We start from the raw sequence: 24815 nt of genomic DNA, 5'->3' as shown, positions 1-24815 counted from the left end.
CAAAAAAAAGCCCGCACAGCGTGCGGGCAACTAATACTGGAAGCAATGTGAGCAATGTCGTGCTCTTCTTCGGTAGAGCCACCGTCGAAGCGCAGATGAATAATAATCATTCTTATTATCATCTGTAAAGCCCTAATTGAGAATTTTTCTCATTTCCACACTAAGATTGTGATTACCTCATCGCCACTTTGGCGAAAAACACAGCAGAAGCGTCGCGAATTTTGGGACTCCGAGCGGTTTGGGATACACTCACGCTATTGCCTCAGAATCGTTGAGTTCTATGCCAAAACTATTCCCTTCTCTGCTGCTTGGTCTCAGCATCATGAGTGCGTCAGCGTGGGCCGCGCCAACCGACAATATCCGCCACAGCGGCTTTGTCTATTGTGTGAACGGCACGGTTAATACGTTCAATCCGCAAATGGTAAGCAGCGGCCTGGTGGTCGATACGCTCGCGGCACAGCTGTACGATCGGCTGCTGGACGTCGATCCTTATACCTATCGGTTGATTCCCGATCTGGCTGAGAGCTGGGAAGTGCGAGATAACGGTGCAACCTACCGTTTCCACCTGCGCAAAGACGTGGCCTTCCAGCACACCAACGGGTTTAAACCGACGCGCAAAATGAATGCCGACGATGTGGTATTCAGTTTTGCGCGCATGTTTGACCGTAAGCATCCGTGGCATAACGTCAACGGTGGCAGCTATCCCTATTTCGACAGCCTGCAGTTCGCCGATTCAGTGCAGAGCGTTAAAAAGTTGGATAGCGATACGGTGGAAATCCGCCTCAACAGCCCAGACGCCTCCTTCCTCTGGCACATCGCCACCCATTACGCGCCAATTTTGTCGCAGGAGTACGCCAACAATCTCAGCGCTAAAGGCCAACAAGAGCAGCTGGATCGCGAGCCCGTAGGTACTGGCCCGTTCCAGCTGAGTGAATACCGCACCGGGCAATATCTGCGGCTGGCACGTAATCCGCAGTATTGGAAAGGCGTACCGCGGCTGCAGCAAGTGGTGATTGATTTGGGCGTCGGCGGGACCGGACGTTTATCTAAACTGCTGACCGGTGAATGTGATGTGCTGGCCTATCCTGCCGCCAGCCAGCTGAGCATTTTGCGCGACGATCCGCGTCTGCGTATGACGTTGCGACCCGGCATGAATATCGCTTATCTGGCGTTTAACACCCGTAAACCGCCGCTCGATCGCCCGGAAGTGCGTCATGCACTGGCGCTGGCAATCAATAACGAACGCTTGATGGAGTCGATTTATTACGGCACCGCAGAAACGGCGGCTTCGATTCTGCCGCGCGCGTCATGGGCTTATGACAACGATGCACACGTTACCGAATATAATCCGGCGAAAGCACGAGAAGCACTGAAGGCGCTCGGTCTGGAAGACCTGCATTTACGCTTAGTGGTGCCCTCTTCTTCACAGTCATGGAATCCTAGCCCATTGAAAACCGCTGAGCTGTTACAGGCCGATTTGGCTCAGGTTGGCGTGCGGGTGACCATCGCGCCGGTGGAAGGCCGATTCCAGGAAGCGCAGCTGATGGAGATGAATCACGATCTCACGCTAACCGGTTGGGCCACCGACAGTAACGATCCCGACAGTTTCTTCCGGCCGCTTCTGAGTTGTGCCGCTATCCGCTCGCAGACCAACTATGCGCACTGGTGTTCGCCGGCGTTTGACGAAGCGCTGCAACATGCGCTGTTGTCGCAACAGCTTTCGGCGCGCATCGATAGCTACGACAAAGCGCAGCAGATTTTGGCGCAGGAGCTGCCGGTATTGCCGCTGGCCTCTTCGCTGCGTTTGCAAGCCTATCGACATGACATTAAAGGCTTAGTACTGAGCCCGTTTGGTAACGCCTCTTTTGCCGGCGTTTATCGTGATGAGAGCAGCGAGGAATAAGCATGATCATCTATATTTTGCGTCGTCTGCTACTGCTGCTGATCACCCTATTCTTGCTTTCGCTGGTGAGCTTCAGCCTCAGTTACTTCACACCCAACGCGCCGCTGGAAGGTGCATCGCTGTTTGATGCCTGGTGGTTCTGGTTTAAAGGCCTGTTGCAGTTCGATTTCGGCGTATCCAGTACCAACGGTCAGCCAATCGATATTCAACTGCGCGAAGTATTTCCCGCCACGCTAGAGCTGTGCGTAATGGCGTTTATTCTGGCGCTGCTGGTGGGCATTCCACTGGGGATCTGCGCCGGCGTGATGCGGAAAAAGTGGCAGGATAAAGCGATTAGCGCCCTGGCGCTGCTGGGTTTCTCAATGCCGGTGTTCTGGCTGGCGCTGCTCTTTACCCTTTTCTTCTCCTTGACCCTCGGCTGGCTGCCGGTTTCCGGACGCTTCGATCTGCTTTATCCGGTGCAAAATATCACTGGCTTCGCGCTGATTGATGCCTGGCTGAGCCATTCGCCCTGGCGCCATGAAATGATGGTGAGCGCGTTGACGCATATGATTCTGCCGGTAATAGTGCTGGCCGTTGCGCCGGCTACCGAGATGATCCGCTTACTGCGCAGCAGCACCAGCGACGTGATGGACAAAAATTATGTCAAAGCTGCCGCAACGCGCGGGTTGTCGCGCTTCACGGTGATTCGCCGTCACGTATTGCATAATGCGCTGCCGCCGGTGATTCCTCGTCTTGGGCTGCAATTCTCCACCATGCTGACATTAGCGATGATCACCGAAGTGGTGTTCAACTGGCCAGGCCTTGGTCGCTGGTTGATTAATGCGATTCGCCAGCAGGACTACGCAGCAATTTCTGCTGGCGTGATGGTGGTCGGTGGATTGGTCATTCTGGTTAGCGTGTTATCCGATATTCTCGGTGCGGCACTTAATCCGCTGAAACATAAGGAATGGTATGCCCTACGATAATGTCTATGACGAGAAGCGGCTGCCCAGCACGCTGCGTCGCAGCTGGCAGCGCTTATATCGCGACACCAGCGGCATGGTCGGTTTGTACGGCTTTGGCATCCTGCTCTTCCTCTGCCTGTTCGGTGGTTTGCTGTCACCTTATGGCATTGACCAGCAATTCCTGGGTTATCAACTACTGCCGCCTTCGTGGTCGCGCTATGGCGATGTCTCTTTCTTCCTTGGTACCGACGATCTTGGGCGCGATGTACTGAGCCGACTGTTAAGCGGCGTGGCGCCCACCGTGGGGTCCGCCATTCTGGTTACGGTGTTAGCGACGATCTGCGCGCTGGTGCTCGGTATCTTCGCTGGCATAACGCGCGGCGTGCGTTCGGCGGTAATGAACCACGTGCTGGACACGCTGCTGTCGATTCCTTCGCTATTACTGGCGATTATCGTGGTGGCCTTTCTCGGGCCGCGTCTGGAACATGCGATGCTGGCCGTGTTTCTGGCGCTGATCCCACGTTTAGTGCGCGAAATCTATACTGCTGTACATGATGAGATGGAGAAAGAGTATGTGGTGGCGCTGCGTCTCGATGGTGCGCGCAATCTGAATATTCTGTGGAACGCCGTGCTGCCGAATGTGCTGCCGCTGCTGGTGAGCGAAATTACCCGCTCGCTGTCAATGGCGATTCTGGATATCGCGGCGCTCGGTTTCCTCGATCTTGGCGCGCAGCTGCCCTCACCCGAATGGGGCGCAATGCTCGGTGACGCGCTGGAGCTGATCTATGTGGCGCCCTGGACGGTGATGCTGCCAGGCGTGGCGCTGATGGTGAGCGTGTTGATCGTTAACCTGCTGGGCGATGGTATCCGTCGCGCAGTAGAAGCGGGAGTTGAATAATGCCGCTACTGGATATCCGAAATCTGACCATCGAATTTATGACCGCTGACGGTCCGGTCAAAGCGGTCGACCGCATCAATCTGACGCTTACCGAAGGTGAAGTGCGCGGGCTGGTCGGTGAATCAGGATCGGGCAAGAGCCTGATCGCCAAAGCCATTTGTGGCGTAACGAAAGATAACTGGCGCGTCACCGCCGATCGCATGGTATTTGACGACGTCGACCTGCTGCGTCTGTCGCCGCGCGAACGCCGACGTATTGTCGGCCACAATGTCTCGATGATTTTCCAGGAGCCGCAATCCTGTCTCGATCCTTCAGAAAGCATTGGCCGCCAACTGATGCAGGCCATTCCGCGCTGGACCCATAAAGGTCGCTGGTATCAGCGCCTGTGGTTCTGGCGTAAAGTGCGCGCGATTGAGCTATTGCACCGCGTTGGCATCAAAGATCATAAAGACATCATGCGCAGCTTCCCGTACGAATTAACCGACGGTGAATGCCAGAAAGTGATGATCGCTATCGCCCTGGCCAATCAGCCGCGCCTGTTGATCGCCGATGAACCGACCAACGCCATGGAGCCAACCACGCAGGCGCAGATTTTCCGCCTGCTGAGCCGCCTCAATCAGAATAACAACACCACGATTTTGCTGATCAGCCACGACCTGCGTACGATGAGCCAATGGGCTGACCGCATCAACGTGATGTATTGCGGCCAGACGGTGGAAACGGCGCAAAGCGAAGATCTTATGGATACGCCGCACCATCCTTATACTCAGGCGCTGATCCGCGCGATGCCCGATTTCGGCAGCGCGCTGCCGCACAAAAGCCGATTAAATACGCTGTCGGGCGCGATCCCGTCGCTGGAACATTTGCCGATTGGCTGCCGTCTTGGGCCACGCTGCCCGTATGCGCAGCGAAAATGCATTGAGACTCCGCGTCTGACCGGTAACAAAGCCCACCTGTTCGCCTGCCACTTCCCGCTAAATATGGAGGGCCAGTAGTCATGGACACCTTGCTGGAAGTACGCAACCTGAGCAAAACCTATCGCTATCGTACCGGCCTGTTTCGTCGTCAGCACGTTGAGGCGGTGAAAGGCGTCAGTTTTACCCTGCGTGAAAAGCAGACGCTGGCGGTGATCGGTGAAAACGGTTCGGGAAAATCCACGCTGGCGAAAATGCTGAGCGGCATGGTGGAACCCACCGCGGGTGAAATGCTGATTGACGATCATCCGCTGGAGTACGGCGACTATGGCTACCGGAGCCAGCGCATCCGCATGATTTTTCAGGATCCCTCCACCTCGCTCAATCCGCGGCAGCGCGTCAGCCAGATTCTTGATTTTCCGCTGCGTCTGAATACAGAACTCGACGATGAAGCGCGCGAGAAACGCATTATCGCCACGCTGCGCCAGGTCGGCTTGCTGCGCGATCATGCTGGCTACTATCCACATATGTTGGCGCCCGGACAAAAACAGCGCCTGGCGCTGGCACGCGCATTGATTTTGCAGCCAAAAGTGATCGTTGCCGATGAAGCCCTTGCCTCACTGGATATGACCATGCGCTCGCAGCTGGTGAATCTGATGCTGGAACTGCAGGAGCAGCACGGCATCGCCTATATCTATGTCACGCAGCACCTTGGCATGATGAAGCACATCAGCGATCAGGTATTAGTAATGCATCAGGGCGAAGTCGTGGAGCGCGGCGGCACCGCCGATGTGCTGGCCTCGCCGTTACATGATCTAACCAAACGCCTGATCGCCAGCCATTTTGGTGAAGCCTTAACCGCCGAAGCCTGGCGACGTGAGCGCTGATGCCGCACCGCAGCGTGGAAAACGCGGTGCGATTTACCGCATTTATAGAGACGTGCTAGACTTCGCACGAGATTAACGTCGGTCGCCTGCTTTTTAACCATCGCGACCGCCAACAACAATGACCAAAAGGATTACAGCTATGGGTTTTCTTTCCGGTAAGCGCATTCTGATTACTGGCGTTGCCAGTAAACTCTCAATCGCCTACGGTATTGCGCAGGCGATGCACAAACAGGGCGCAGAACTGGCTTTCACCTACCAGAACGACAAACTGAAAAGTCGTGTGGAAGAGTTTGCCAAAGATCTGGGTTCAGACATTGTTCTGCCTTGCGATGTCGCAGAAGACGAGAGCATTACTGCGCTGTTCACCGAACTGGCAAAAACCTGGCCGAAATTTGACGGTTTCGTTCACTCCATCGGTTTCGCGCCTGGCGATCAGCTGGATGGTGACTACGTGAACGCCGTTACGCGTGAAGGCTTCAAAATTGCGCACGACATCAGCGCCTACAGCTTTGTGGCGATGGCAAAAGAGTGCCGCGCAATGCTGAACCCGAATTCTGCCCTGCTGACCCTCTCATACCTCGGCGCAGAGCGCGCGATCCCGAACTACAACGTGATGGGTCTGGCTAAAGCGTCTCTGGAAGCCAACGTTCGCTACATGGCGAACGCGATGGGTCCTGAAGGCACGCGTGTTAACGCCGTTTCTGCTGGTCCAATCCGTACCCTGGCCGCGTCAGGCATCAAAGATTTCCGTAAGATGCTGGCACATTGCGAAGCGGTGACCCCGATTCGTCGTACCGTGACCATCGAAGACGTGGGTAACTCTGCGGCTTTCCTGTGTTCTGACCTCGCGGGTGGTATCACCGGTGAAGTGGTACACGTTGATGGCGGCTTCAGCATTGCCGCCATGAACGAGCTGGAATTAAAGTAAGCGTTATCATCGGGTCGCCATTTATGGCGACCTCTTTATACAAAAACATCCCTCCTTATACTCGTAAGCTATTAATTATTCCCCATCATTCTTTTGCCGTGGACAGCCGTTCAGCGACGATAAGCTAGCCCTTTGTTGCACGCCTGCTTTTCAGATTCGCACGCCGTGCAGCAAGTCCGTTTTTAGCGAAAGGAATGACCATGGAACAACGCCGTTCTCCCGGCCATGACCACTGGTTTTATGAAAGCCAGACTCGCCCTAATACTACCGCCACCGCACCGCTGGTGCCCGAAGCCGCCTATATCGAAGACCGTTTTCTGCTCGGTTTGCAACAGGAAGCCACCGCACTCCAGCCGCTGTTGACGCGTTTTCAGCCCACACTGCTGGCCGCACGCGACCTGAGCCAGATCCTGTTTCCCGATACGCTCGCGACCAGTTTGACCCACACCTTGACGCTGTACGATCGTCTTAGTACCGCGCTGACGGTAGCGCAGGTGGCCGGCGTTCAGCGCCTGTGTAATCACTATTCTGCGCGGCTTAATCCTTTGCCAGGCCCGGATTCCTCACGTGAAAGTAACAATCGCCTGACGCAAATTACCCAATATGCTCGCCAGCTGGCGATGCAGCCTGAATTGATCACCACTAACAGCATCAGCGCGCTGGATGCAGTGGGATTGACGGAGCCCGATATCGTCACGCTGAACCAACTTATCGGGTTTGTCAGCTATCAGTCGCGCGTTGTGGCCTCGCTGCACGCGATGATGGGCTTGCCGGTACGCTGGATCCCTGGTGTTTCTCCGCCACCCGATGCCAGCGCAGCGTTGTTTGCCAGCAGCGCTGGCTGGCAGCCTGCGCTAAAACCGGTGGAATTGCGCTATGCCAGCGCCGAACAGCTGGCAGCGGTGACTTTCTGTCAGGGAATTGACGGGGTAGATGACGCGATCTGGTTATTGGTACACGATGCACAAGCGCTGTACGGTTTCGCCACTCTGAAGCAGCGACTGAGCACACATTTCGCTGCGGAAGAGGCGCTGGCACAAGCGGTCTGCGCACGCGTGCTGGGTTGTCGCCGCCAGTTCGGGCAACTGACGGGCGAATGGCGCGCGGCGCTGCTACAGGATGTGGAGAACGCGGGTACTGCATCGCCGGTGATAGCGATTGGCGCCCAGTTAACCCGCCAGCCCGATCGCTTTAGCGCGGCACATCTGCAACCCCTGCTCAATGCGGGCTGGGGCACCGAACGCATCTTTACGCTGTTACAAGCCGTGGCGTTTGCTAACTGGCAGGACCGCGTGCTGATGGCGTTAGGAGAAACCCGTTAGTCGGGCAGATGCCGACGCGCTTCATCAAAGAAGTGCTGAGCCAGCGGTGAAGCTCTGCCTGGCTCGGCAATCACCAACGCTGCCTGGCGCCCCATTGGGGCAATCTCAATTGGCCGACGCGCCAGATTCTGTAACAGCTCCGGCAGCAGATGGCCGCATGGCGACACCATTACGCCCAATCCCACCTGCGTACTTTGCAACAGTTGCATAATTGACGCGCTTTCAACGATAACGCGCGGAATGAGGCCAGTTTCACGCAGCTGGCCGTCGAGATAACGGCGAAAATAGCGCGTTGGCTCGGCCAGACACAGCGGGTGGCTGGCGAGCATCGATAGCGACAGCGTTTCATGCTCAAGCAGTGCCGGAAAATAGTGAGGATTGAAAAGTGCTTCCACGCCGGGATCTTTTAACAGAGCGGTTTGAAAATGCAGCTCGCGTAAGGAGGTCAGCTCAAAGAAGCCAATCCCGCCATCTACCGTGTGGCTGTTGAGCGCCTCTAAAAGCTGATCGGCGCTCATCGCTGAAACGCGATAATCAAGCTGCGGGTAGCGTATTTCAACCGCCTTTAATAATGCCGGCAGCGCCACGCTGCACTGCGGCATCACGCCCAGCCGCAAGGTGCCATTCACGCCATGCTTGAGCGATTCCACTTCCAGCTTTAAACCCTGATAAACCGAGACAATTTCCCGCGCCCACGTCAGTACGCGCTCGCCTTCCGGCGTGAAACCATCGAAATTGTTGCTGCGATTGATCAGCGATAACCCTAACTCGCGCTCAAGGTTTTTCAGCCGCATTGAAAGCGTTGGCTGGCTAACAAAGCTGGCCTCAGCCGCACGTCCAAAGTGGCGTTCGCGTTCCAGGTTACACAGATAAATTAACTGTTTGATGTCTATTTTATTTGTCCAGCAATAAGTGATGAAAGATGACGTCGGCTACCTAAAAATGCCGTGTTACCCAGCAGGCGAGCGCCAAATAATCGTGCCGGGAAAAACCGGGGGATGTTCAACCAGCCCGCCAGTGATGTCAATGTAACCCCTTCATTTTATTCCCGGGTATGCCTTACCCATTGAATTCTTTCTCCAACTTCAATTATTTACACCTCGCTCACTGGCCTTACTGCAACCAGCGTCTAAAATTGTCAGCGTGACTAGCTAGTCCTTAAATCTAATGGAACATTGATAAGAGGTCTTCCTATGAACAAACAGAGCTACAGAGGCGGCGCAGGGAATTTTGCCAACAATCCGGAACGTGCCAGAGAAGCTGGCAAGGCGGGAGGCCAGGCCAGCGGTGGTAACTTCAGAAACGATCCTGAAAGAGCCGTCGAAGCGGGTCGGAAAGGAGGCAAAATAAGCCGTCGTCCTCCAACGAAGTCTGAGTAAGGCGCCTTAGGATGTTGTCTGCCAGGGATTGGCATCAGCGTTGCTGTTATCAAGCAACGCTTTACGCCACGCCCAGAGCGCTTTTCACCTCGTTAGCAATCTTCTCAACCTGCGGGCCGTAAATCACCTGCACATCATGTTCGCTGACGCGATTAACCCCATTGGCACCGGTCGTGAGCAAGGTTTGATCGACCACTTGCTTCATCTCTTTGACCCGTACCCGCAGCCGGGTAAAACAACAATCGACATCTTCTATATTGGCTTCACCGCCGAGCCCGCTAATGATCACTTTGGTGCGCTCATCAGCCGCCACCTGCTCCGGTTTTTGCTCCTCATCAGATTCGCGCCCCGGCGTTTCCACACGCATGCGCGTAATCACAAACCGGAAGGCGTAATAGTAAATCGGCACATACATCACCCCCAGCACAATCGTCCACCACCAGTGGGTTTTCGTGCCGCCGAGAATACCAAATACCACCAAATCGATGGCGCCGCCCTGCACGTTACCGATCATCAGGTGCAGCATCGACATCAGCATAAAGGACAAGCCGGTGAGCACCGCATGCAGGATATAGAGCACGGGCGAAACGAAGATGAAGCAGAACTCCAGCGGCTCGGTGATACCGGTAGTAAAGGACGTTAATGCACCCGCCAGCACCAGTGCTTTAACGCGCTGTTTATGCTCGGGCCGTGCGGTGTGATAAATCGCGAGTGCGGCGGCCGGTAAACCAAACATCATTACCGGGATCTTGCCTTGGGCAAGGAATTGCGTGGCACCGCGCACCGTATCATCCGGGATCGCGCCGGGATGCGTCAGCGAAGTATTAAAGATATTCAGCGCGCCCACAACGCTTTGCCCCTCCACCGTCGCCATGCCACCAATCGGCGTAAACCGTACGGTTTCATTGAGAATATGGTGCAAGCCGGTGGGAATCAGCAGGCGTTCGCTGGTGCCAAGCAAAAAAGCACCATATTGCCCACTTTTACCAATCATCAGGCCAACCCACGCGATGCCTTCGCCGATGGTCGGCCAAATCAATGCCAGCAGCACGCCCACCAGCGGCAACACCACCACCGTGACGATCGGCACAAAACGACGTCCACCGAAGAAGCTGATGGCCGTGGGCAGCTGCTGCGTATAAAACCGGTTGTGCAACACCACGGTAATCAAACCTGCGATCACGCCGCCCAGCACGCTCATGTTGTAAGTAAAAATACCGAGCATGTCGATGTATTCGGCGGAGGTCATCATCGCGGCGGTTTGGTCCATGCCAGCCTTTTGCAATGCTTCTGGCGTGGTGGTCGCCGCCGTCAAGCCCTTCGACGCCAGCGTGGAGCTGATGCCGACGTTCATGGCGATATAACCAATCACTGCGGCGAATGCGGCGGTGGGCTTCTCGGCTTTTGCCAGTCCAATGGCGCTGGCCACGGCAAAGAACAGCGGCAGATTGGCAAACAGCGCTCCCGCCACTTTACGAATAAAACCAATGATCAGTTGTGGCACCTGCAGATTGGCGAAAGCATCTCCGGTAATTGCCGGGTTTTGCATTGCGGCGGCTAACCCAAGAAAGATCCCTGCGGCGGCGATCACCGAGATCGGCATCATCAAAGCTTTACCGAAAGCGTGAATTTGGCTGGCCAGATTCTTCATGCTGCGTGCCCTTCTCATCATTGAAAGAGCAATTATTAGTCAGTTATTCCTGCAGCACGTAACTCACGCACCTGACCAGCGGGAAAAATTTGATATAAGTCACGCTTTGCTACCTTTTTGCGATAAACGCCGCCTATCGCTCCATTAAACCAATCAATTAGACAACTTTTAAGGAGAGTCGCACACTTCCCGCTAACAGAAGACATATTCTGATAACAACTCATAAACAAATAAGCCTGCAACTATGAAATTTAAACGTAAGATTCAACCTTATCGCGCCGCGGCGGGCGGCTGGGGTTCATTGGAAGCGACTACCCGTTTTGTCCTTGATAGCAAAGCAGCGCTGAAAAACATGCGTAACTTAATGCGCATGAACAAAGCGCGCGGTTTTGACTGCCCGGGTTGTGCATGGGGCGATGACAACAAAAGTACCTTTAGTTTCTGTGAAAACGGCGCAAAAGCCGTGACCTGGGAAGCGACGCGACGCGTCGTTGCTCCAGATTTTTTTGCCCAGCACAGCGTGAGCACCCTCTATCAGCAAAGTGATTATTTTCTCGAATATCAGGGCCGCTTAACCCACCCTATGCGCTACAACAGTGCCACCGACCATTACGAACCCATTAGCTGGGATGACGCCTTTGCGCTGATTGCTCAGCACCTGCAGGCGATGGATCATCCAAACCAGATGGAGTTGTATACATCGGGTCGTGCCAGCAATGAAGCGTCATGGCTTTATCAACTGTTTGGCCGTGTGATGGGCACCAACAACTTCCCCGACTGCTCCAATATGTGCCACGAAGCCAGCGGCACTGGCCTAAAACGCAGCATCGGCGTGGGTAAAGGCACCATTCGTCTCGACGATTTTGATCATGCGGACGCGATTTTCGTCTTCGGCCAGAATCCAGGCACCAACCACCCGCGCATGCTGCACAGCCTGCGTCACGCTGCCGATCATGGCGCGAAAATCGTCACCTTCAATACCCTGCGCGAGCGCGGGCTGGAGCGTTTTGCCGATCCGCAAAAGCCGCTGGAAATCGTCACATCGATGGCCGGTACGATTAGTTCTGCCTATTACCAGCCCAATCTCGGTGGCGATATGGCGGCGATTCGCGGCATGGTGAAAACGTTGCTGGAAATGCAGCGTGAACGTTTGGCGGCTGGCGAAGCGGGCATTTTTGACCAGACGTTTATTAGCGCAAATACCCAAGGCGTTGAGGAATATCTAGCCGCCGTAGATAACACCCGCTGGGACGATATCGTGCGTCAATCCGGTCTGAGCGAAGCGCAGATACGTGAAGCCGCGGCAATTTATCAAAGCGCTGAGCGCGTCATCGTGACCTGGGCGATGGGTATTACCCAGCATAAACACTCGGTGGACACCGTACGCGAAATCACCAACCTGCAATTGCTGTTTGGCCAGTTGGGCAAAAAAGGCGCGGGCCTGTGTCCGGTACGCGGCCACAGTAATGTGCAGGGCAACCGCACCATGGGTATCGATGAAAAGCCGAGCAAGCCGTTCCTTGATGCACTGGGTACCCACTTTGGTTTTGAACCGCCGCGCGAGCACGGTCATAACACCGTTGAAGCGCTGAATGCGATGTTGCGTGATGAAGTGAAAGTGCTGATTGCGTTAGGCGGAAATCTCGCGGCGGCAGCACCCGACTCCCCCGTTACCGAAGAGGCGTTGCAGCATTGCGGTTTGACCGTGCACATCAGTACCAAACTGAACCGCAGCCATCTGGTGCCGGGCCATGAAGGACTGATTCTGCCAACGCTGGGCCGCACCGAACGCGATCGTCAGGCCAGCGGTAATCAGTACATCACCGTTGAAGACTCTTTCAGCATGGTACATGCCTCAGAAGGCGTGGGGATTCCGCTGGCGGAGACGCAGCGTTCCGAAACCGCGATCGTTGCGGGTATTGCGCATGCCACCTTAGGCAGCGAGAAAATCGACTGGCTGGCAATGGCGGGTAATTACGATCTGATTCGCGATCACATCGCTGCGACCATTCCGGGCTTTGACGATTTTAATAACAAGTGCGACATCCCCGGCGGTTTCTATCTCGGCAATGCCGCCGCAGAACTGCGCTTCAACACACCAAGTAAACGGGCAGAATTCAGCGCCGCCGCCCTGCCGACTTCACTGTTCCCGCAGTTGGGTGATGTGGCCGTGCCGTTTACGCTGCAAACTCTACGTTCACACGATCAGTACAACACCACCATTTATGGCCTCGATGACCGTTATCGCGGCGTGTATGGCCAGCGCGAAGTGGTATTTATCCATCCGGATGATATGGCGTCGTTAGGTTTCAGCGAAGGCCAGCTGGTGGATATTGAAACGCTGTGGAATGACGGATTAACGCGGCGCGTTAGTGGTTTCAAGCTGGTGCCGTACAATATTCCGCGCGGCAATCTCGCCGCCTATTATCCGGAAACCAACCCGCTGGTACCGCTCTCCAGCTTTGGCGACGGCAGCGGTACGCCGACCTCAAAATCGGTGCCGGTCAAGCTGGCATTAACTGCCGCCTTGCCCTCACAACGCATCGCCTAACCAAAGCGTTATCAGAAGGTAAAAAGCCGCGTAAAGCGGCTTTTTAGCCTGTTTTGACCTTGCCGCGCGCACGCGATTCGCGTAAAACTGTCAGCCGCTCTTAGGCCACGAAACTATATAAATTATGTTCCAGGATAATCCGCTGCTCGCGCAGCTTAAAGAGAAGCTTCATGCGCAGACTCCGCGTGTTGAAGGTGTTGTTAAAGGTACGGAAAAAGGCTTTGGCTTCCTTGAAGTTGATGCTCAAAAAAGCTACTTCATTCCGCCACCGCAGATGAAGAAAGTGATGCACGGCGACCGCATTCAGGCCGTGATCCACACCGATAAAGACCGCGAGAGTGCCGAGCCGGAAACCCTGGTTGAGCCGTTCCTGACCCGCTTTGTCGGCCGCGTACAAAGGAAGGACGATCGCCTGTCGATTGTGCCGGACCATCCGCTGCTGAAAGACGCGATTCCGTGTCGCGCCGAGCGTAGCGTGAGCCACGATTTCCAGAACGGGGATTGGGCAGTAGCGGAAATGCGCCGTCACCCGCTGAAAGGCGACCGTGGCTTCTATGCTGAACTGACCGAATTCATTGTCACGGCGGACGATCATCTCGCCCCGTGGTGGGTCACGCTGTCACGTCATAACCTCGAACGCCAGGCGCCTGACGTCGGCTTTGGTGAGATGCTTGACGAAAATCTCCAGCGTGAAGATTTAACCGCGTTGCATTTTGTCACCATCGACAGCGCCAGCACCCAGGACATGGATGATGCGCTGTATGTGGAAGAGAATGCCGACGGCAATCTGTCACTGACTATCGCTATCGCCGACCCTACCGCTTATGTCGCGGAAGGCAGCGAGCTGGATAAGCTGGCCGCTAAACGCGCCTTTACTAACTATCTGCCGGGCTTCAACATTCCGATGTTACCGCGCGAGTTGTCTGACAACGTGTGTTCACTGCGTCCGAACGAACGTCGCCCGGCGCTGGCGTGCCGCGTAACCGTGTTGAAAGATGGCAGCCTGGCTGACGATGTGCACTTCTTTGCCGCGTGGATCGAGTCCAAAGCCAAACTGGTTTATGACAACGTCTCCGATTGGCTGGAAAACAGCGGCAGCTGGCAGCCCGAAAGCGAGGCGATTGCTCAGCAAATTCGCCTGCTGCATCAGCTGTGCCTGGCGCGCAGCGAGTGGCGTCAAACCCATGCGCTGGTGTTCAAAGATCGTCCGGACTACCGCTTTGTGTTGGGCGAGAAAGGCGAAGTGTTGGATATCATTTCCGAGCCGCGTCGCATCGCTAACCGCATCGTTGAAGAATCCATGATCCTCGCTAACGTCTGTGCCGCAAAAGTGCTGCAGGAGAAGCTGGGCTTTGGTATCTACAACCTGCATACCGGTTTCGACCTCGCCAATGCAGAGCAGGCCGCAGGCGTGCTGGCAGGTCACGGCATCACCGTTGATCCGCAGGCGATTACCACGCTGGAAGGCTTCCGCCAGCTACGTCGTGAACTTGATGCGCAGCCTACGCAGTATCTCGACAGCCGCATCCGTCGCTTCCAGTCTTTTGCGGAAGTGAGCACCGAGCCAGGCCCGCACTTTGGTCTCGGTCTTGAAGCCTATGCCACCTGGACGTCACCGATTCGTAAGTTTGGCGACATGATCAACCATCGTCTGCTGAAAGCGATTGTGCGTGGCGACAGCATCGCCCGTCCGCAGGATGAGCTGACGACGATCATGAGCGAGCGTCGTCGCCTGAACCGTATGGCTGAACGCGATGTCGGTGATTGGCTCTATGCGCGCTTCCTGGCGCCGTTTGCTGGTACCGATCGCAAGTTCAGCGCCGAGATCATCGACGTGTCACGTGGCGGTATGCGCGTCCGCCTGCAGGAAAATGGCGCGGTCGCCTTTATTCCTGCTCCGTTCATCCACGCGGTGCGTGATGAGCTGGTGTGCTCTCAGGAGAGCGGCACCGTGCAGATTAAAGGTGAAGTCGCTTATCGCGTCACCGACATCATTGATGTGACCATTGCGGAAGTGCGCATGGAAACCCGCAGCGTGGTTGCCCGTCCAGCCGCCTGAGCATGAAAACTCGCGGGATAACAGCCGTTATCCCGCATTTCATTGCAATCACCTTCGCAAAGGTTAAATTTGCATTCTGCTTCACACTTCTGCTGCTAACCCCTGTCGTTAACAATTCATTACATTACTTTTAACTTGTTGTATTCGATCGCCTCTTTTCCCGGTCTCTACAAGGAGTTAACTCATGAACAACGTCAAAACCGGAGTCATCTGGTTAGTGGTGGCGTTAATTGGCGCAGGCGCATTTGCCATGCTGGCGCTCAGTCGCGGCGAACACGTCAACGCCGTCTGGCTAGTGATTGCCTCGGTCGCCTGCTACAGCATTGCCTACCGCTTTTACAGCCTGTTTATCTCTAAACGCATCTTTGAACTGGACGATCGTCGTCGCACACCCGCGGAACGCTTAAGTGACGGCCTCGATTACGTCCCCACTAATAAATGGGTGCTGTTCGGCCACCACTTTGCGGCGATTGCTGGTGCAGGTCCGCTGGTTGGCCCAATTCTCGCGGCGCAAATGGGTTTTCTGCCCGGCACCATCTGGATTCTGGTTGGCGTAATGTTTGCCGGTGCGGTGCAGGACTTTCTGATTCTGTTCATCTCTACGCGTCGTGATGGCCGTTCGCTCGGTGAGATGGCACGTCAGGAGCTCGGTTCGTTCGCGGGCGTGGTTACCATGCTCGGTGCGTTGGGCGTGATGATTATCATCCTCTCAGCGCTGGCGCTGGTGGTGGTAAAAGCGTTAGCAAACAGTCCGTGGGGCTTGTTTACCATCGCAGCCACCATTCCGATTGCGCTGTTTATGGGCGTGTATATGCGCTTCCTGCGGCCGGGAAAAATTGCCGAGGTGTCGATTATTGGCTTCGTACTGATGATGGCGGCGATCATCTACGGCGGCAACGTGGCAGCCGATCCTTATTGGGGGCCGCTCTTTACGCTCAAAGGCACTGAGTTGACGTGGGTGCTGGTGATCTACGGTTTTATTGCCTCTTCGCTGCCGGTGTGGCTGCTGCTGGCACCACGCGATTATCTCTCAACTTTCCTGAAAATCGGCGTCATCATTGGTCTGGCGATTGGCATTCTGTTTGCTATGCCGGAAATGAAGATGCCCGCCGTCACCAAATTTATCGATGGCAGCGGCCCGGTATTCTCCGGCGCGCTGTTCCCGTTCCTGTTTATTACTATTGCCTGTGGTGCGATTTCCGGCTTCCACGCATTGGTCTCGAGCGGAACCACACCGAAGTTGGTGGAGCGCGAAAGTCATATTCGCTTTATCGGCTATGGCGCGATGTTGATGGAATCGTTCGTGGCGATTATGGCGCTGATTTGCGCTTCGGTGCTCGACCCGGGCGTTTACTTTGCCATGAACTCTCCTGCCGCACTGATTGGGACTACGGTGGAAAGTGCCTCGCAGGCCATCAACGGCTGGGGCTTTGTCGTGACGCCGGAAATGTTGAGCGGCATTGCCCGCGACGTCGGCGAAAGCACGATTCTGTCACGTGCCGGTGGTGCGCCGACCTTTGCCGTAGGTATGGCGCATATTATTACCGAGGTGTTTAACAGCCGGGCCATGATGGCGTTCTGGTATCACTTCGCGATTCTCTTTGAGGCACTGTTTATTCTTACTGCGGTTGATGCCGGTACCCGCGCCTGTCGCTTTATGGTGCAGGACCTGGTGGGCACCGTGGTACCGTCGATGGCCAATAACCGTTCATGGCTGGGTAATATGGCCGGCACCACCGTGGCGGTAGCAGGATGGGGCTTCTTCGTTTATCAGGGCGTGGTCGATCCACTTGGCGGGATTAACACGCTGTGGCCACTGTTTGGCATCGGTAACCAGATGCTGGCGTCGATGGCGCTGATTCTCGGCACCGTTGTCTTGTTCAAGATGAAGAAGCAGCGCTACGCCTGGGTCACTATTTTACCTACCGCCTGGCTGTTCATCACCTCAATGACGGCCGGATGGCAGAAGATCTTCCACGAGAAGCCCTCCATTGGTTTCCTCGCGCAGGCGAACAAATTCAGCAAAGGTATCGATGACGGCATCGTTATCGCTCCGGCCAAGACCGTTGCCGATATGCAAACCATCGTGTTTAGCAATCAAATTAACGCGGCCCTGTGCGCCTTCTTCATGCTGGTGGCGGTCACCATGCTAGTGGCAGCCTTCTTCGTGATCCGTCGCGCACTCAACAGCACAGTGCCGACTACCCATGAATCCGAAATCTCCCTGCGCAAAGAGGTACGAAATGTCTGAGTCCATTTTTCAGTGGAGAAAGCCCACCGGTGCGTGGCAAATTCAGCACTGCTTACCAATCACACCTGCAGCGGGTGGGCAAAATCTTACGCGCTGGCAGCGACTCTGGCGGGGTTTGCAGCAAAGTTTTCGCTTAATGGTCGGCGTTCATGACTATGAAACTTATCTGAAGCATATGCGCGAACATCATCCAACGCACGCTCCAATGGATGAGCGCGCTTTTCACCGTCACTGCCTCGATGCGCGCTTTCCCAGCCAGCCAGGCAAGCTGGGTAAGTGCCCTTGCTAAAGACTTCAGCCCCGTTTATCGGGGCTTTTTCGTGCCATTCTTTAGTAAAAACAAAAATATATTTAATTTGCACCTTGTGCTGACGCAGGAGGTTGAATACTGTTGCTAAAATAATGAGATACCGCCCGCTGAGCATTCCCCCGGAGGAAGTTTCCATGACCGATGAACAAGGGCAAACGTTGCTATATACCTTGTTTGGCACCACCAGCCCTCATTGGCGTTTAACTTCAGATAGTGATGCTTTGCATTTTGCCGAAGATGAGAACGCTAACACCAATATGGCGGTTCCGCTTACCCCCGCGCAGGCCAGTTTACTTCGCGCGATGACGGTCATTACCTCCAGTATCAACCTTACGCTCTCGCTGCACGGCGAGCCGGTGCCGATGCATTTCGTCGGCCGTAAAGTTAACCAATCAACCTGGGCAGGAACCTCCTCAGCCTGGGGCGATACCTCCGCCGTCGCGCGAGATTTGACGCTGGGCTTATCTTTTGCCGAGCAGGTGGTTTCTGAAGCAAACTCGGTGATTGTGATCCTCGATCAACGCGGTAATATTCAACGATTTAACCGCTTGAGCGAAGAGTATACCGGGCTGAAAGAGCAGGAAGTGATTGGCCGCAACGTGTTTCAGCTGTTTATGACTAAACAGGAAGCCCAGGCATCACGGCGCAACATCACCGGCTTCTTCCGTGAAGGCAGTTCATATGAAGTTGAGCGCTGGATTAAAACCCGCAAAGGTCAGCGACTGTTTCTGTTTCGTAATAAGTTCGTACACAGCGGTAGCGGGAAAAATGAAATTTTCCTCATCTGTTCTGGAACCGACATCACAGAAGAGCGTCGAGCGCAGGAACGGCTGCGTGTTCTGGCCAATACCGATACGGTGACCGGATTACCTAATCGCAACGCCATCCATCAGCAGATCAGCCTGGCACTGGAGCTGGCAAAGGGCAGTCAAACCGGCGTGGTTTATCTTGATTTAGATAATTTTAAGAAGGTTAACGACGCCTATGGCCACATGTTCGGCGACCAGCTGCTGCAGGCGGTATCGTTAGCCATCCTCAGCTGTCTGGGTAAAGATCAAACCCTGGCGCGTCTTGGTGGCGATGAATTCGTGGTGCTGGCGGAACACACCAGCCAGGCCGCGCTAGAAGCGATGGCGTCGCGCATTCTTGAGCGCCTGCGCCAACCGTTCCGCATTGGCCTGATTGAGGTCTATAGCGGCTGCTCGATTGGCATCGCCCTCGCCCCGCTGCATGGCGAAGACCGCGAAAGCCTGATTCGTAACGCCGACACGGCGATGTACCACGCGAAAGAGAATGGTCGCGGTAAATTCTGCGTGTTCGCCAATGAGATGAACCAGCGCGTGTTCGAGTATCTTTGGCTGGATACCAACCTGCGTAAAGCGCTGGAGCTGGATCATCTGGTGGTGCATTACCAACCGAAACTCAATGCTAAAGGCGACGTGGTTAGCGCAGAGGCGCTGGTACGCTGGAATTCTCCCGAGCGCGGTTTGGTGCCGCCGGGCGACTTCATTTCCTATGCGGAGGAGTCAGGATTGATTGTGCCGCTGGGTCGCTGGGTCATGCTCAATGTTCTGCAGCAAATCATTAAGTGGCGTAGTGAAGGCATCTACCTGCGTGTCGCCGTGAATGTTTCAGCTAAGCAGCTGATCGATCAAAGTGTTTATACCGATCTAAAACATGCCTTAAGTGAAGCGGGCCTGACGGATTGTCCGATTGATATCGAACTGACGGAAAGCTGTTTAATTGAGAATGAAGCAGGCGCCCTGATGTTGATGAAGCAGTTTCAGGAACTTGGCGCAGAGATTCATCTTGACGATTTTGGTACCGGCTACTCTTCTCTTTCCCAGCTGGCACGTATCCCTATTGATGCCATTAAGCTGGATCAGAGTTTTGTGCGTAATATCAATATGCAACCTGTTGCACAATCGCTGGTCCGTGCGATTGTTGCCGTTGCTAAAGCCCTTAAGCTGCAGGTGATTGCTGAGGGCATTGAAACCGAAGCTGAAGAGAAGTTTGTGATGGCCAACGGTGTCGATGGGCGGCAAGGTTATTATTATGCAAAACCAATGCCCGCAGAAGAGCTCGGGCATTGGCTGGCTAAGCATCCTGCCCGCGTCTAATGCCGGTTAGCGAGATTAACCGGCTTTGCGCATGGAAGCGCTATGCCGGTTCTGCAGTTGTACCAGACGTTCCATATAGGCAATGTCTTTCGGTTCCAGCGTGAAGGCATAATCTACCCAATCCTCCGTTATATCCATCAGTTCTGCCCGTGACAGCTGCAGCACACGTTGACGAGCTTTGAGCATGGCACGTACGCCATTCAACTTTGGACGTAGCGTGTCGATAAAGGTCCGCGTAGTGCGATAACCATCGCCCGGCTGGAACACTTTATCGACCAGGCCACGCGTCTCATACCACTCTGCGCTGTGTGACTCCCCTTCCATAATCAGCTCTTCGGCCAGCTTCATGCCAGACCGACGCGCCACCAGGGAGTAACCGCCCATGCCGGGGAACAGGTTGAAGGCGATCTCGGGGAACCCCATGCGCGCACTGTTCTGCGCCAGAATGAAGTGGTGTGCCAGCGCCGCTTCAAAACCGCCACCGAGCGCACTGCCTTCAATCATTGCCAGGGTCACCGCTCCGGTATCAAACCCCCGCGCTGCGGAATGGATGCAGTCGACACAGGCACGTGCATAAGCGCGCAGCGCTTCACGACGATTATTGCGAATGCACTCTACGAAGAAACGCAGATCGCCGCCGGCGTTAAACATCTGCGGTACTAACGAACCCGTGACCCAAAAATCAATTGGCAGACCGGAACGCTGGGCGGAATAGCTCAGGTTCATGATCTCCTCGATTAATTCGTGGTTAAAACTCGGGCGTGGTTGCGCACGCAGCATCATCCACATGGTGTGGCGGCCCTCTTCATAGTAGGCCGCTAGCTGTGTGGTTTGTCCAACTTCGGTGAACAGTCTGCATGTGGGTTGGTTAATTACTGTCATTGTCTCATCCTCTGTTTATGTTTATGTGGTGCGTTAAACGCCACATCAGCGTAATCCAGAGTGAGGCCAGACCAAATGAGAGATTGATTTATAAAGCAAAATCCAGAGATATCCCCGACCACCGGCCGGGGAAGCATTAGCGGGCTTACTTGATGGCAGCGCGTTGCCCTACGGCAACATGAGAACGCTTAACGCGTCTTGAATAAACAGCGGTGATGATAGGCACGATTACAGACGTCACTATCACCGACGTGGCGACTAATGCCGTGGCAGCAGGAGCAACCGGTTTAAACTGCGGCAGCATTTCTGCAATCAGGACCGGCGTGGCGACCGCGGCTCCGGCAGTGCTGGAAGCCGCGATTCCCGCCGTGCCGTCGCCGCCACCGATGAAGCGGTCGGCAATAATCAGAGGAATGCCGGTAATAATGATGACCGCAACACCCAGCAAAATGCCCAACATCCCCGTTTGTGCAATCACCGCTAAATCGATGGTATTACCCAGCGCGAAAGCGAAGAAGGGAATCAAGGTGTGAACCGCTTTACCAAAGAAATCGCGCAGTTCCGGATCGAGATTGCCAAGCGCAAATCCGACAATAAACGGCAGTACTGCGCCAACAAAAACGTGGGGTTCAAATGAAGCGATGCCTGCGGTACCGAGGATCACCATGGTCATCAGCGGTCCCGATTCCAGCGACATCAACACAAAGGCTCCCGCCTCCTCTTTAGATCCATATTGCTGCATGATTGAGGCATATAAGCCGCCGTTGGTCATATCCATGGCGGCTACCAGGGCTAGCGTAGAAAGACCAGCAAACATCCCCACTTCAATACCATTTTCCGGCATCACGCGTGAGGCAATCGCCGCGACAACCCAGGCGACGGCAATTTTAGTGAGGACTAGCGTACCGGATTTACGCAACACCGTGCCGGTGGCGCTCAGTTTGATTGACGCCCCCATGCAGAAGAACCACACCGCCAGGATCGGTACCGTACCGCTCATCAAGCCATTAGTAAAAGAACCGAAATATTTACCCGCGCCGGGGGAAAAAGTATGGCATAGCGCGCCTAAAAACAGCGGAATCAACATCATACCGCCAGGAATTTTATCGATTGCCCGTTTAATATGCATAGGTCTGTCACCTTAACTGAGCCAAAGGGAGGTGCGTTTCAATTGCCGGAAGGCATGGGGAGCAAGATAACGGCGGGTGACAAGGAAAAAAGTGATCGCACCTTTATTTATGAAACAGTGTTTTATTTTTATTGGTTGATCATTTTGAATTTATGATGTGCATCGCCATACCAGTTGAAATGGCGGGAAAAAGAAAGGCGCCCTCAGGCGCCTGTCTCATTTTGCATACCCTTAATTCTGTCCATACCATGCGTTTTGACCATGTTTGCGCAGGTAGTGTAGATCGAGCAATGTTTGAGAAATGGGCGTTAACTCAGCTTGAAGCCTGGCAGTGTGCAACGCCATATAGGCAACTTCCTCCAACACCACGGCGCTATGCACCGCAGCGTGCGCATCTTTACCCCAGGCAAAAGGACCGTGTGAATTGACCAACGCAGCCGGAACGGCATTGGGATGAATCCCTCGTTGTGCGAAGGTTTCAATAATCACCTGCCCGGTATTCCACTCATAATCTCGCTCTATTTCTTCACGCTTCATCTGACGCGTGCAAGGGATGGTGCCGTAGAAATCATCCGCATGCGTGGTACCCAATGCAATGATCTCACGCCCAGCCTGAGCCCAGATAGTCGCGTGGCGCGAGTGCGTGTGAACAATACCGCCAACGTCCGGCCACGCCAGATAGAGTGCGCGATGCGTCGCCGTGTCAGATGACGGGCGCATTTTGCCTTCTATAATATTGCCGTTGGCTAATTCCACCACCACCATATCGTCGCGCCGCATATCCTCGTATTTCACGCCAGAAGGCTTGATCACAAGTAGACCGCGTTCGCGATCCACGGCACTGACATTGCCCCAGGTAAAGGTCACCAGGTTATAGCGTGGTAAATCGAGATTCGCTTCCAGTACCTGCTGCTTTAACGCTTCCAGCATGATTTTTCTCCTGAGAACTGTGATACCTCAATTGTGAGGAGCAGGCCAGGAAACCGTTATGGAAGGAATCGCTATAAAAGCAGCGAAAAGTGGCTGAGGCACCAAAAATGCGGTGTAAATTAAGACTTTTCTATCTTCGGAAACAATGCGCAAAGTTTAGACTTATCTAAGCATTGATGCGGACCTGATCTCTCCTAGTTTGAATGCTGTTGCAGGATGAATAGGGCAACGCATTTTACGGTGATTATCGACGGCATAGGATGTGACGAAGGAGAATTTTGGAGGACAACATCTATACTTACAGTGTTACCTCTGTGTTAACAATCAAGGAGAAGTGAATGACTACAACAATGAAACGTTTAACCGCAGCCTTACTGGCTACCACTTTAGTTGTTGCCTTGAGCGGTTGCTCCAACTGGTCGAAACGCGATCGCAATACCGCAATTGGTGCGGGTGCGGGTGCCATTGGTGGTTCCGTGCTAACCAACGGTAGCGGGCTCGGTACTATTGGCGGCGCGGCCGTCGGCGGTATCATCGGCCATCAGGTGAGTAAGTAATAAAACAATAATACGCAGGCTACGCAGCGCATCTACCGATCAACGGGCCACCGATAACGTGGCCCGAACTGTTTCAACCGCCGGCGAGTTTTACTTTCATACCTTTGGCTTCCAGCAGCGTCTTAATCACATCGCGCTTGTCGCCCTGGATTTCGATCACGCCCTCTTTTACCGCACCACCACAACCACATTTTTTCTTCAATTCAGCGGCGAGCTTTTCAAGTGCGGCATCATCAAGATCGATACCGCTGATCAGGCAAACGCCCTTTCCTTTGCGACCGCTAGTCTGACGCTGAATACGTACAATGCCATCGCCTTTTGGTCGCGGCGCTTTCTCTTCTTCGTGCGTAATGCGACCGCTATCCGTCGAATATACCAGTCGATTGTCCTGAGCCATTATGCCTCCTGTAAGCTATGCAGGATTTGCTGCAGGGTTGCTGCCGGATCGGCGGATTGGGTAATCGGACGACCAATCACCATATAATCCACACCCGCCAGTTTAGCCTGCTGCGGCGTCATGATGCGTCGCTGATCGCCTGCATCACTGCCTGCGGGCCGAATGCCAGGCGTTACCAGCGCAAATTCCTTGCCAATTACCTGCTTAAAGTGCGCGGCTTCTTGTGCAGAGCAAACCACGCCGTGCAGACCGCAATCATGGGTTAAACGCGCCAGGCGTTCTGCCTGCTCAGCCGGGGAAAGTGTAATACCCAGACCTTTCAAATCGCTCTCATCCATGCTGGTTAACACGGTGACGGCAATCAGCAATGGTGCATCATTCCCAAAGGGTACTAACGCTTCACGCGCCGCATTCATCATGCGCGCGCCACCGCTTGCATGAACATTTACCATCCACACGCCTAAATCGGCGGCGGCTGCCACAGCATGAGCCGTCGTGTTTGGGATATCGTGAAATTTGAGGTCGAGGAACACTTCAAAACCGCGCTCCTGCAGCAGCTTCACCAGTGCAGGACCAAATAACGTGAACATCTCTTTGCCCACTTTCAGCCGACACTGGCTTGGATCAATGCGGTCAACAAACTGCAGCGCGCTGTTGAGATCATGATAGTCGAGAGCCACCAGAATGGGTGAAGTGGTTACAGGCATAACGTTTCCTCAGTGACAGGCACCCGCAGGCGCGATGGACAAACGGCAAGCATTCTACCTGCGCAGAACGGTGACCACAATCACGCTACCGCA

General features: G+C 54.6%; 21 protein-coding genes. 14 read left to right on the top strand and 7 right to left on the bottom strand.

What is annotated here, in order from left to right:
• Positions 1 to 280: 280 nt before the first annotated feature.
• The 7 genes from sapA (at position 281) to CRO19_RS18960 (ending at position 7799) form a co-directional block, all read left to right on the top strand.
• Positions 281 to 1903 (top strand): ABC transporter substrate-binding protein SapA, encoded by a 1623-nt coding sequence (gene sapA / locus CRO19_RS18990; RefSeq protein WP_097097235.1) that lies wholly within the window; start codon positions 281 to 283, stop codon positions 1901 to 1903.
• A gap of 2 nt (positions 1904 to 1905) precedes the next feature.
• Positions 1906 to 2871, top strand: a complete 966-nt coding sequence (sapB, locus tag CRO19_RS18985; protein WP_097097234.1) for a putrescine export ABC transporter permease SapB — start codon at positions 1906 to 1908, stop codon at positions 2869 to 2871.
• On the top strand, positions 2858 to 3748 hold the full coding sequence (gene sapC / locus CRO19_RS18980) for a putrescine export ABC transporter permease SapC (protein WP_097097233.1): 891 nt from the start codon (positions 2858 to 2860) through the stop codon (positions 3746 to 3748). Before sapB ends, sapC begins: the two co-directional genes overlap by 14 nt.
• On the top strand, positions 3748 to 4743 hold the full coding sequence (gene sapD / locus CRO19_RS18975; protein ID WP_097097232.1) for a putrescine export ABC transporter ATP-binding protein SapD: 996 nt from the start codon (positions 3748 to 3750) through the stop codon (positions 4741 to 4743). Before sapC ends, sapD begins: the two co-directional genes overlap by 1 nt.
• Before the next feature lie 2 nt (positions 4744 to 4745).
• Entirely contained in the window at positions 4746 to 5549 is an 804-nt protein-coding gene (gene sapF / locus CRO19_RS18970) for a putrescine export ABC transporter ATP-binding protein SapF (protein WP_097097231.1), read from the top strand.
• Between the two features lie 139 nt (positions 5550 to 5688).
• Complete coding sequence (gene fabI / locus CRO19_RS18965; protein ID WP_007892455.1) at positions 5689 to 6477, top strand: enoyl-ACP reductase FabI; 789 nt, start codon at positions 5689 to 5691, stop codon at positions 6475 to 6477.
• Positions 6478 to 6677: 200 nt separating this feature from the next.
• Positions 6678 to 7799, top strand: a complete 1122-nt coding sequence (locus CRO19_RS18960) for a CMD domain-containing protein (protein ID WP_097097230.1) — start codon at positions 6678 to 6680, stop codon at positions 7797 to 7799.
• Here CRO19_RS18960 and CRO19_RS18955 read toward each other — a convergent pair.
• Entirely contained in the window at positions 7796 to 8692 is an 897-nt protein-coding gene (locus CRO19_RS18955; RefSeq protein ID WP_097097229.1) for a LysR substrate-binding domain-containing protein, read from the bottom strand. The two genes, CRO19_RS18960 and CRO19_RS18955, sit on opposite strands and share 4 nt — an antisense overlap.
• 300 nt (positions 8693 to 8992) lie before the next feature.
• Here CRO19_RS18955 and CRO19_RS18950 point away from each other — a divergent pair, with 300 nt between their 5' ends.
• Positions 8993 to 9178, top strand: a complete 186-nt coding sequence (locus CRO19_RS18950; protein WP_097097228.1) for a con-10 family general stress protein — start codon at positions 8993 to 8995, stop codon at positions 9176 to 9178.
• A gap of 61 nt (positions 9179 to 9239) precedes the next feature.
• Here the strand turns inward: CRO19_RS18950 and CRO19_RS18945 are convergent, their stop codons facing one another.
• On the bottom strand, positions 9240 to 10829 hold the full coding sequence (locus tag CRO19_RS18945; RefSeq protein ID WP_097097227.1) for a PTS transporter subunit EIIC: 1590 nt from the start codon (positions 10827 to 10829) through the stop codon (positions 9240 to 9242).
• A 244-nt stretch (positions 10830 to 11073) separates the two neighbouring features.
• Between CRO19_RS18945 and CRO19_RS18940 the strand changes: the two genes are divergently transcribed.
• From CRO19_RS18940 to pdeR, 5 genes are all read left to right on the top strand, one after another.
• Positions 11074 to 13380 carry an FdhF/YdeP family oxidoreductase gene (locus CRO19_RS18940; RefSeq protein ID WP_097097226.1) on the top strand — a complete coding sequence of 769 codons (2307 nt, stop codon included), beginning with the start codon at positions 11074 to 11076 and terminating at the stop codon, positions 13378 to 13380.
• A gap of 124 nt (positions 13381 to 13504) precedes the next feature.
• The gene (locus CRO19_RS18935) at positions 13505 to 15439 is read left to right on the top strand and encodes an exoribonuclease II (protein WP_097097225.1); all 1935 of its coding nucleotides are present in this window, start codon (positions 13505 to 13507) and stop codon (positions 15437 to 15439) included.
• 184 nt (positions 15440 to 15623) lie between these two features.
• On the top strand, positions 15624 to 17690 hold the full coding sequence (locus CRO19_RS18930) for a carbon starvation CstA family protein (protein WP_097097224.1): 2067 nt from the start codon (positions 15624 to 15626) through the stop codon (positions 17688 to 17690).
• On the top strand, positions 17683 to 17979 hold the full coding sequence (locus tag CRO19_RS18925) for a YbdD/YjiX family protein (protein WP_097097223.1): 297 nt from the start codon (positions 17683 to 17685) through the stop codon (positions 17977 to 17979). The genes CRO19_RS18930 and CRO19_RS18925 overlap by 8 nt, the downstream gene beginning before the upstream one ends.
• Before the next feature lie 155 nt (positions 17980 to 18134).
• Positions 18135 to 20120, top strand: a complete 1986-nt coding sequence (gene pdeR, locus CRO19_RS18920; protein ID WP_097097222.1) for a cyclic di-GMP phosphodiesterase — start codon at positions 18135 to 18137, stop codon at positions 20118 to 20120.
• A gap of 15 nt (positions 20121 to 20135) precedes the next feature.
• On the opposite strand, the gene CRO19_RS18915 is transcribed toward pdeR, so the two are convergent.
• From CRO19_RS18915 to araD, 3 genes are all read right to left on the bottom strand, one after another.
• Positions 20136 to 21002: a crotonase/enoyl-CoA hydratase family protein gene (locus CRO19_RS18915; protein WP_097097221.1), complete on the bottom strand. Its 867-nt coding sequence runs from the start codon at positions 21000 to 21002 to the stop codon at positions 20136 to 20138.
• 145 nt (positions 21003 to 21147) lie between these two features.
• Entirely contained in the window at positions 21148 to 22131 is a 984-nt protein-coding gene (gene kdgT, locus CRO19_RS18910) for a 2-keto-3-deoxygluconate transporter (RefSeq protein WP_097097220.1), read from the bottom strand.
• A gap of 231 nt (positions 22132 to 22362) precedes the next feature.
• The gene (araD, locus tag CRO19_RS18905; RefSeq protein ID WP_097097219.1) at positions 22363 to 23061 is read right to left on the bottom strand and encodes an L-ribulose-5-phosphate 4-epimerase; all 699 of its coding nucleotides are present in this window, start codon (positions 23059 to 23061) and stop codon (positions 22363 to 22365) included.
• Between the two features lie 338 nt (positions 23062 to 23399).
• Between araD and osmB the strand changes: the two genes are divergently transcribed.
• Entirely contained in the window at positions 23400 to 23618 is a 219-nt protein-coding gene (gene osmB / locus CRO19_RS18900; protein WP_097097218.1) for an osmotically-inducible lipoprotein OsmB, read from the top strand.
• 73 nt (positions 23619 to 23691) lie between these two features.
• Here osmB and yciH read toward each other — a convergent pair whose 3' ends face one another.
• Together yciH and pyrF are read right to left on the bottom strand one after the other, a co-directional pair.
• Positions 23692 to 24015 (bottom strand): stress response translation initiation inhibitor YciH, encoded by a 324-nt coding sequence (gene yciH / locus CRO19_RS18895; RefSeq protein ID WP_097097217.1) that lies wholly within the window; start codon positions 24013 to 24015, stop codon positions 23692 to 23694.
• The gene (pyrF, locus tag CRO19_RS18890; RefSeq protein ID WP_097097216.1) at positions 24015 to 24722 is read right to left on the bottom strand and encodes an orotidine-5'-phosphate decarboxylase; all 708 of its coding nucleotides are present in this window, start codon (positions 24720 to 24722) and stop codon (positions 24015 to 24017) included. Before pyrF ends, yciH begins: the two co-directional genes overlap by 1 nt.
• Positions 24723 to 24815: the final 93 nt, after the last annotated feature.

Source organism: Candidatus Pantoea floridensis (assembly GCF_900215435.1).
Lineage (GTDB): Bacteria > Pseudomonadota > Gammaproteobacteria > Enterobacterales > Enterobacteriaceae > Pantoea > Pantoea floridensis.
Note: the sequence above shows the minus strand (reverse complement) of the source record. Positions and strands in the feature narration are given on the sequence as shown.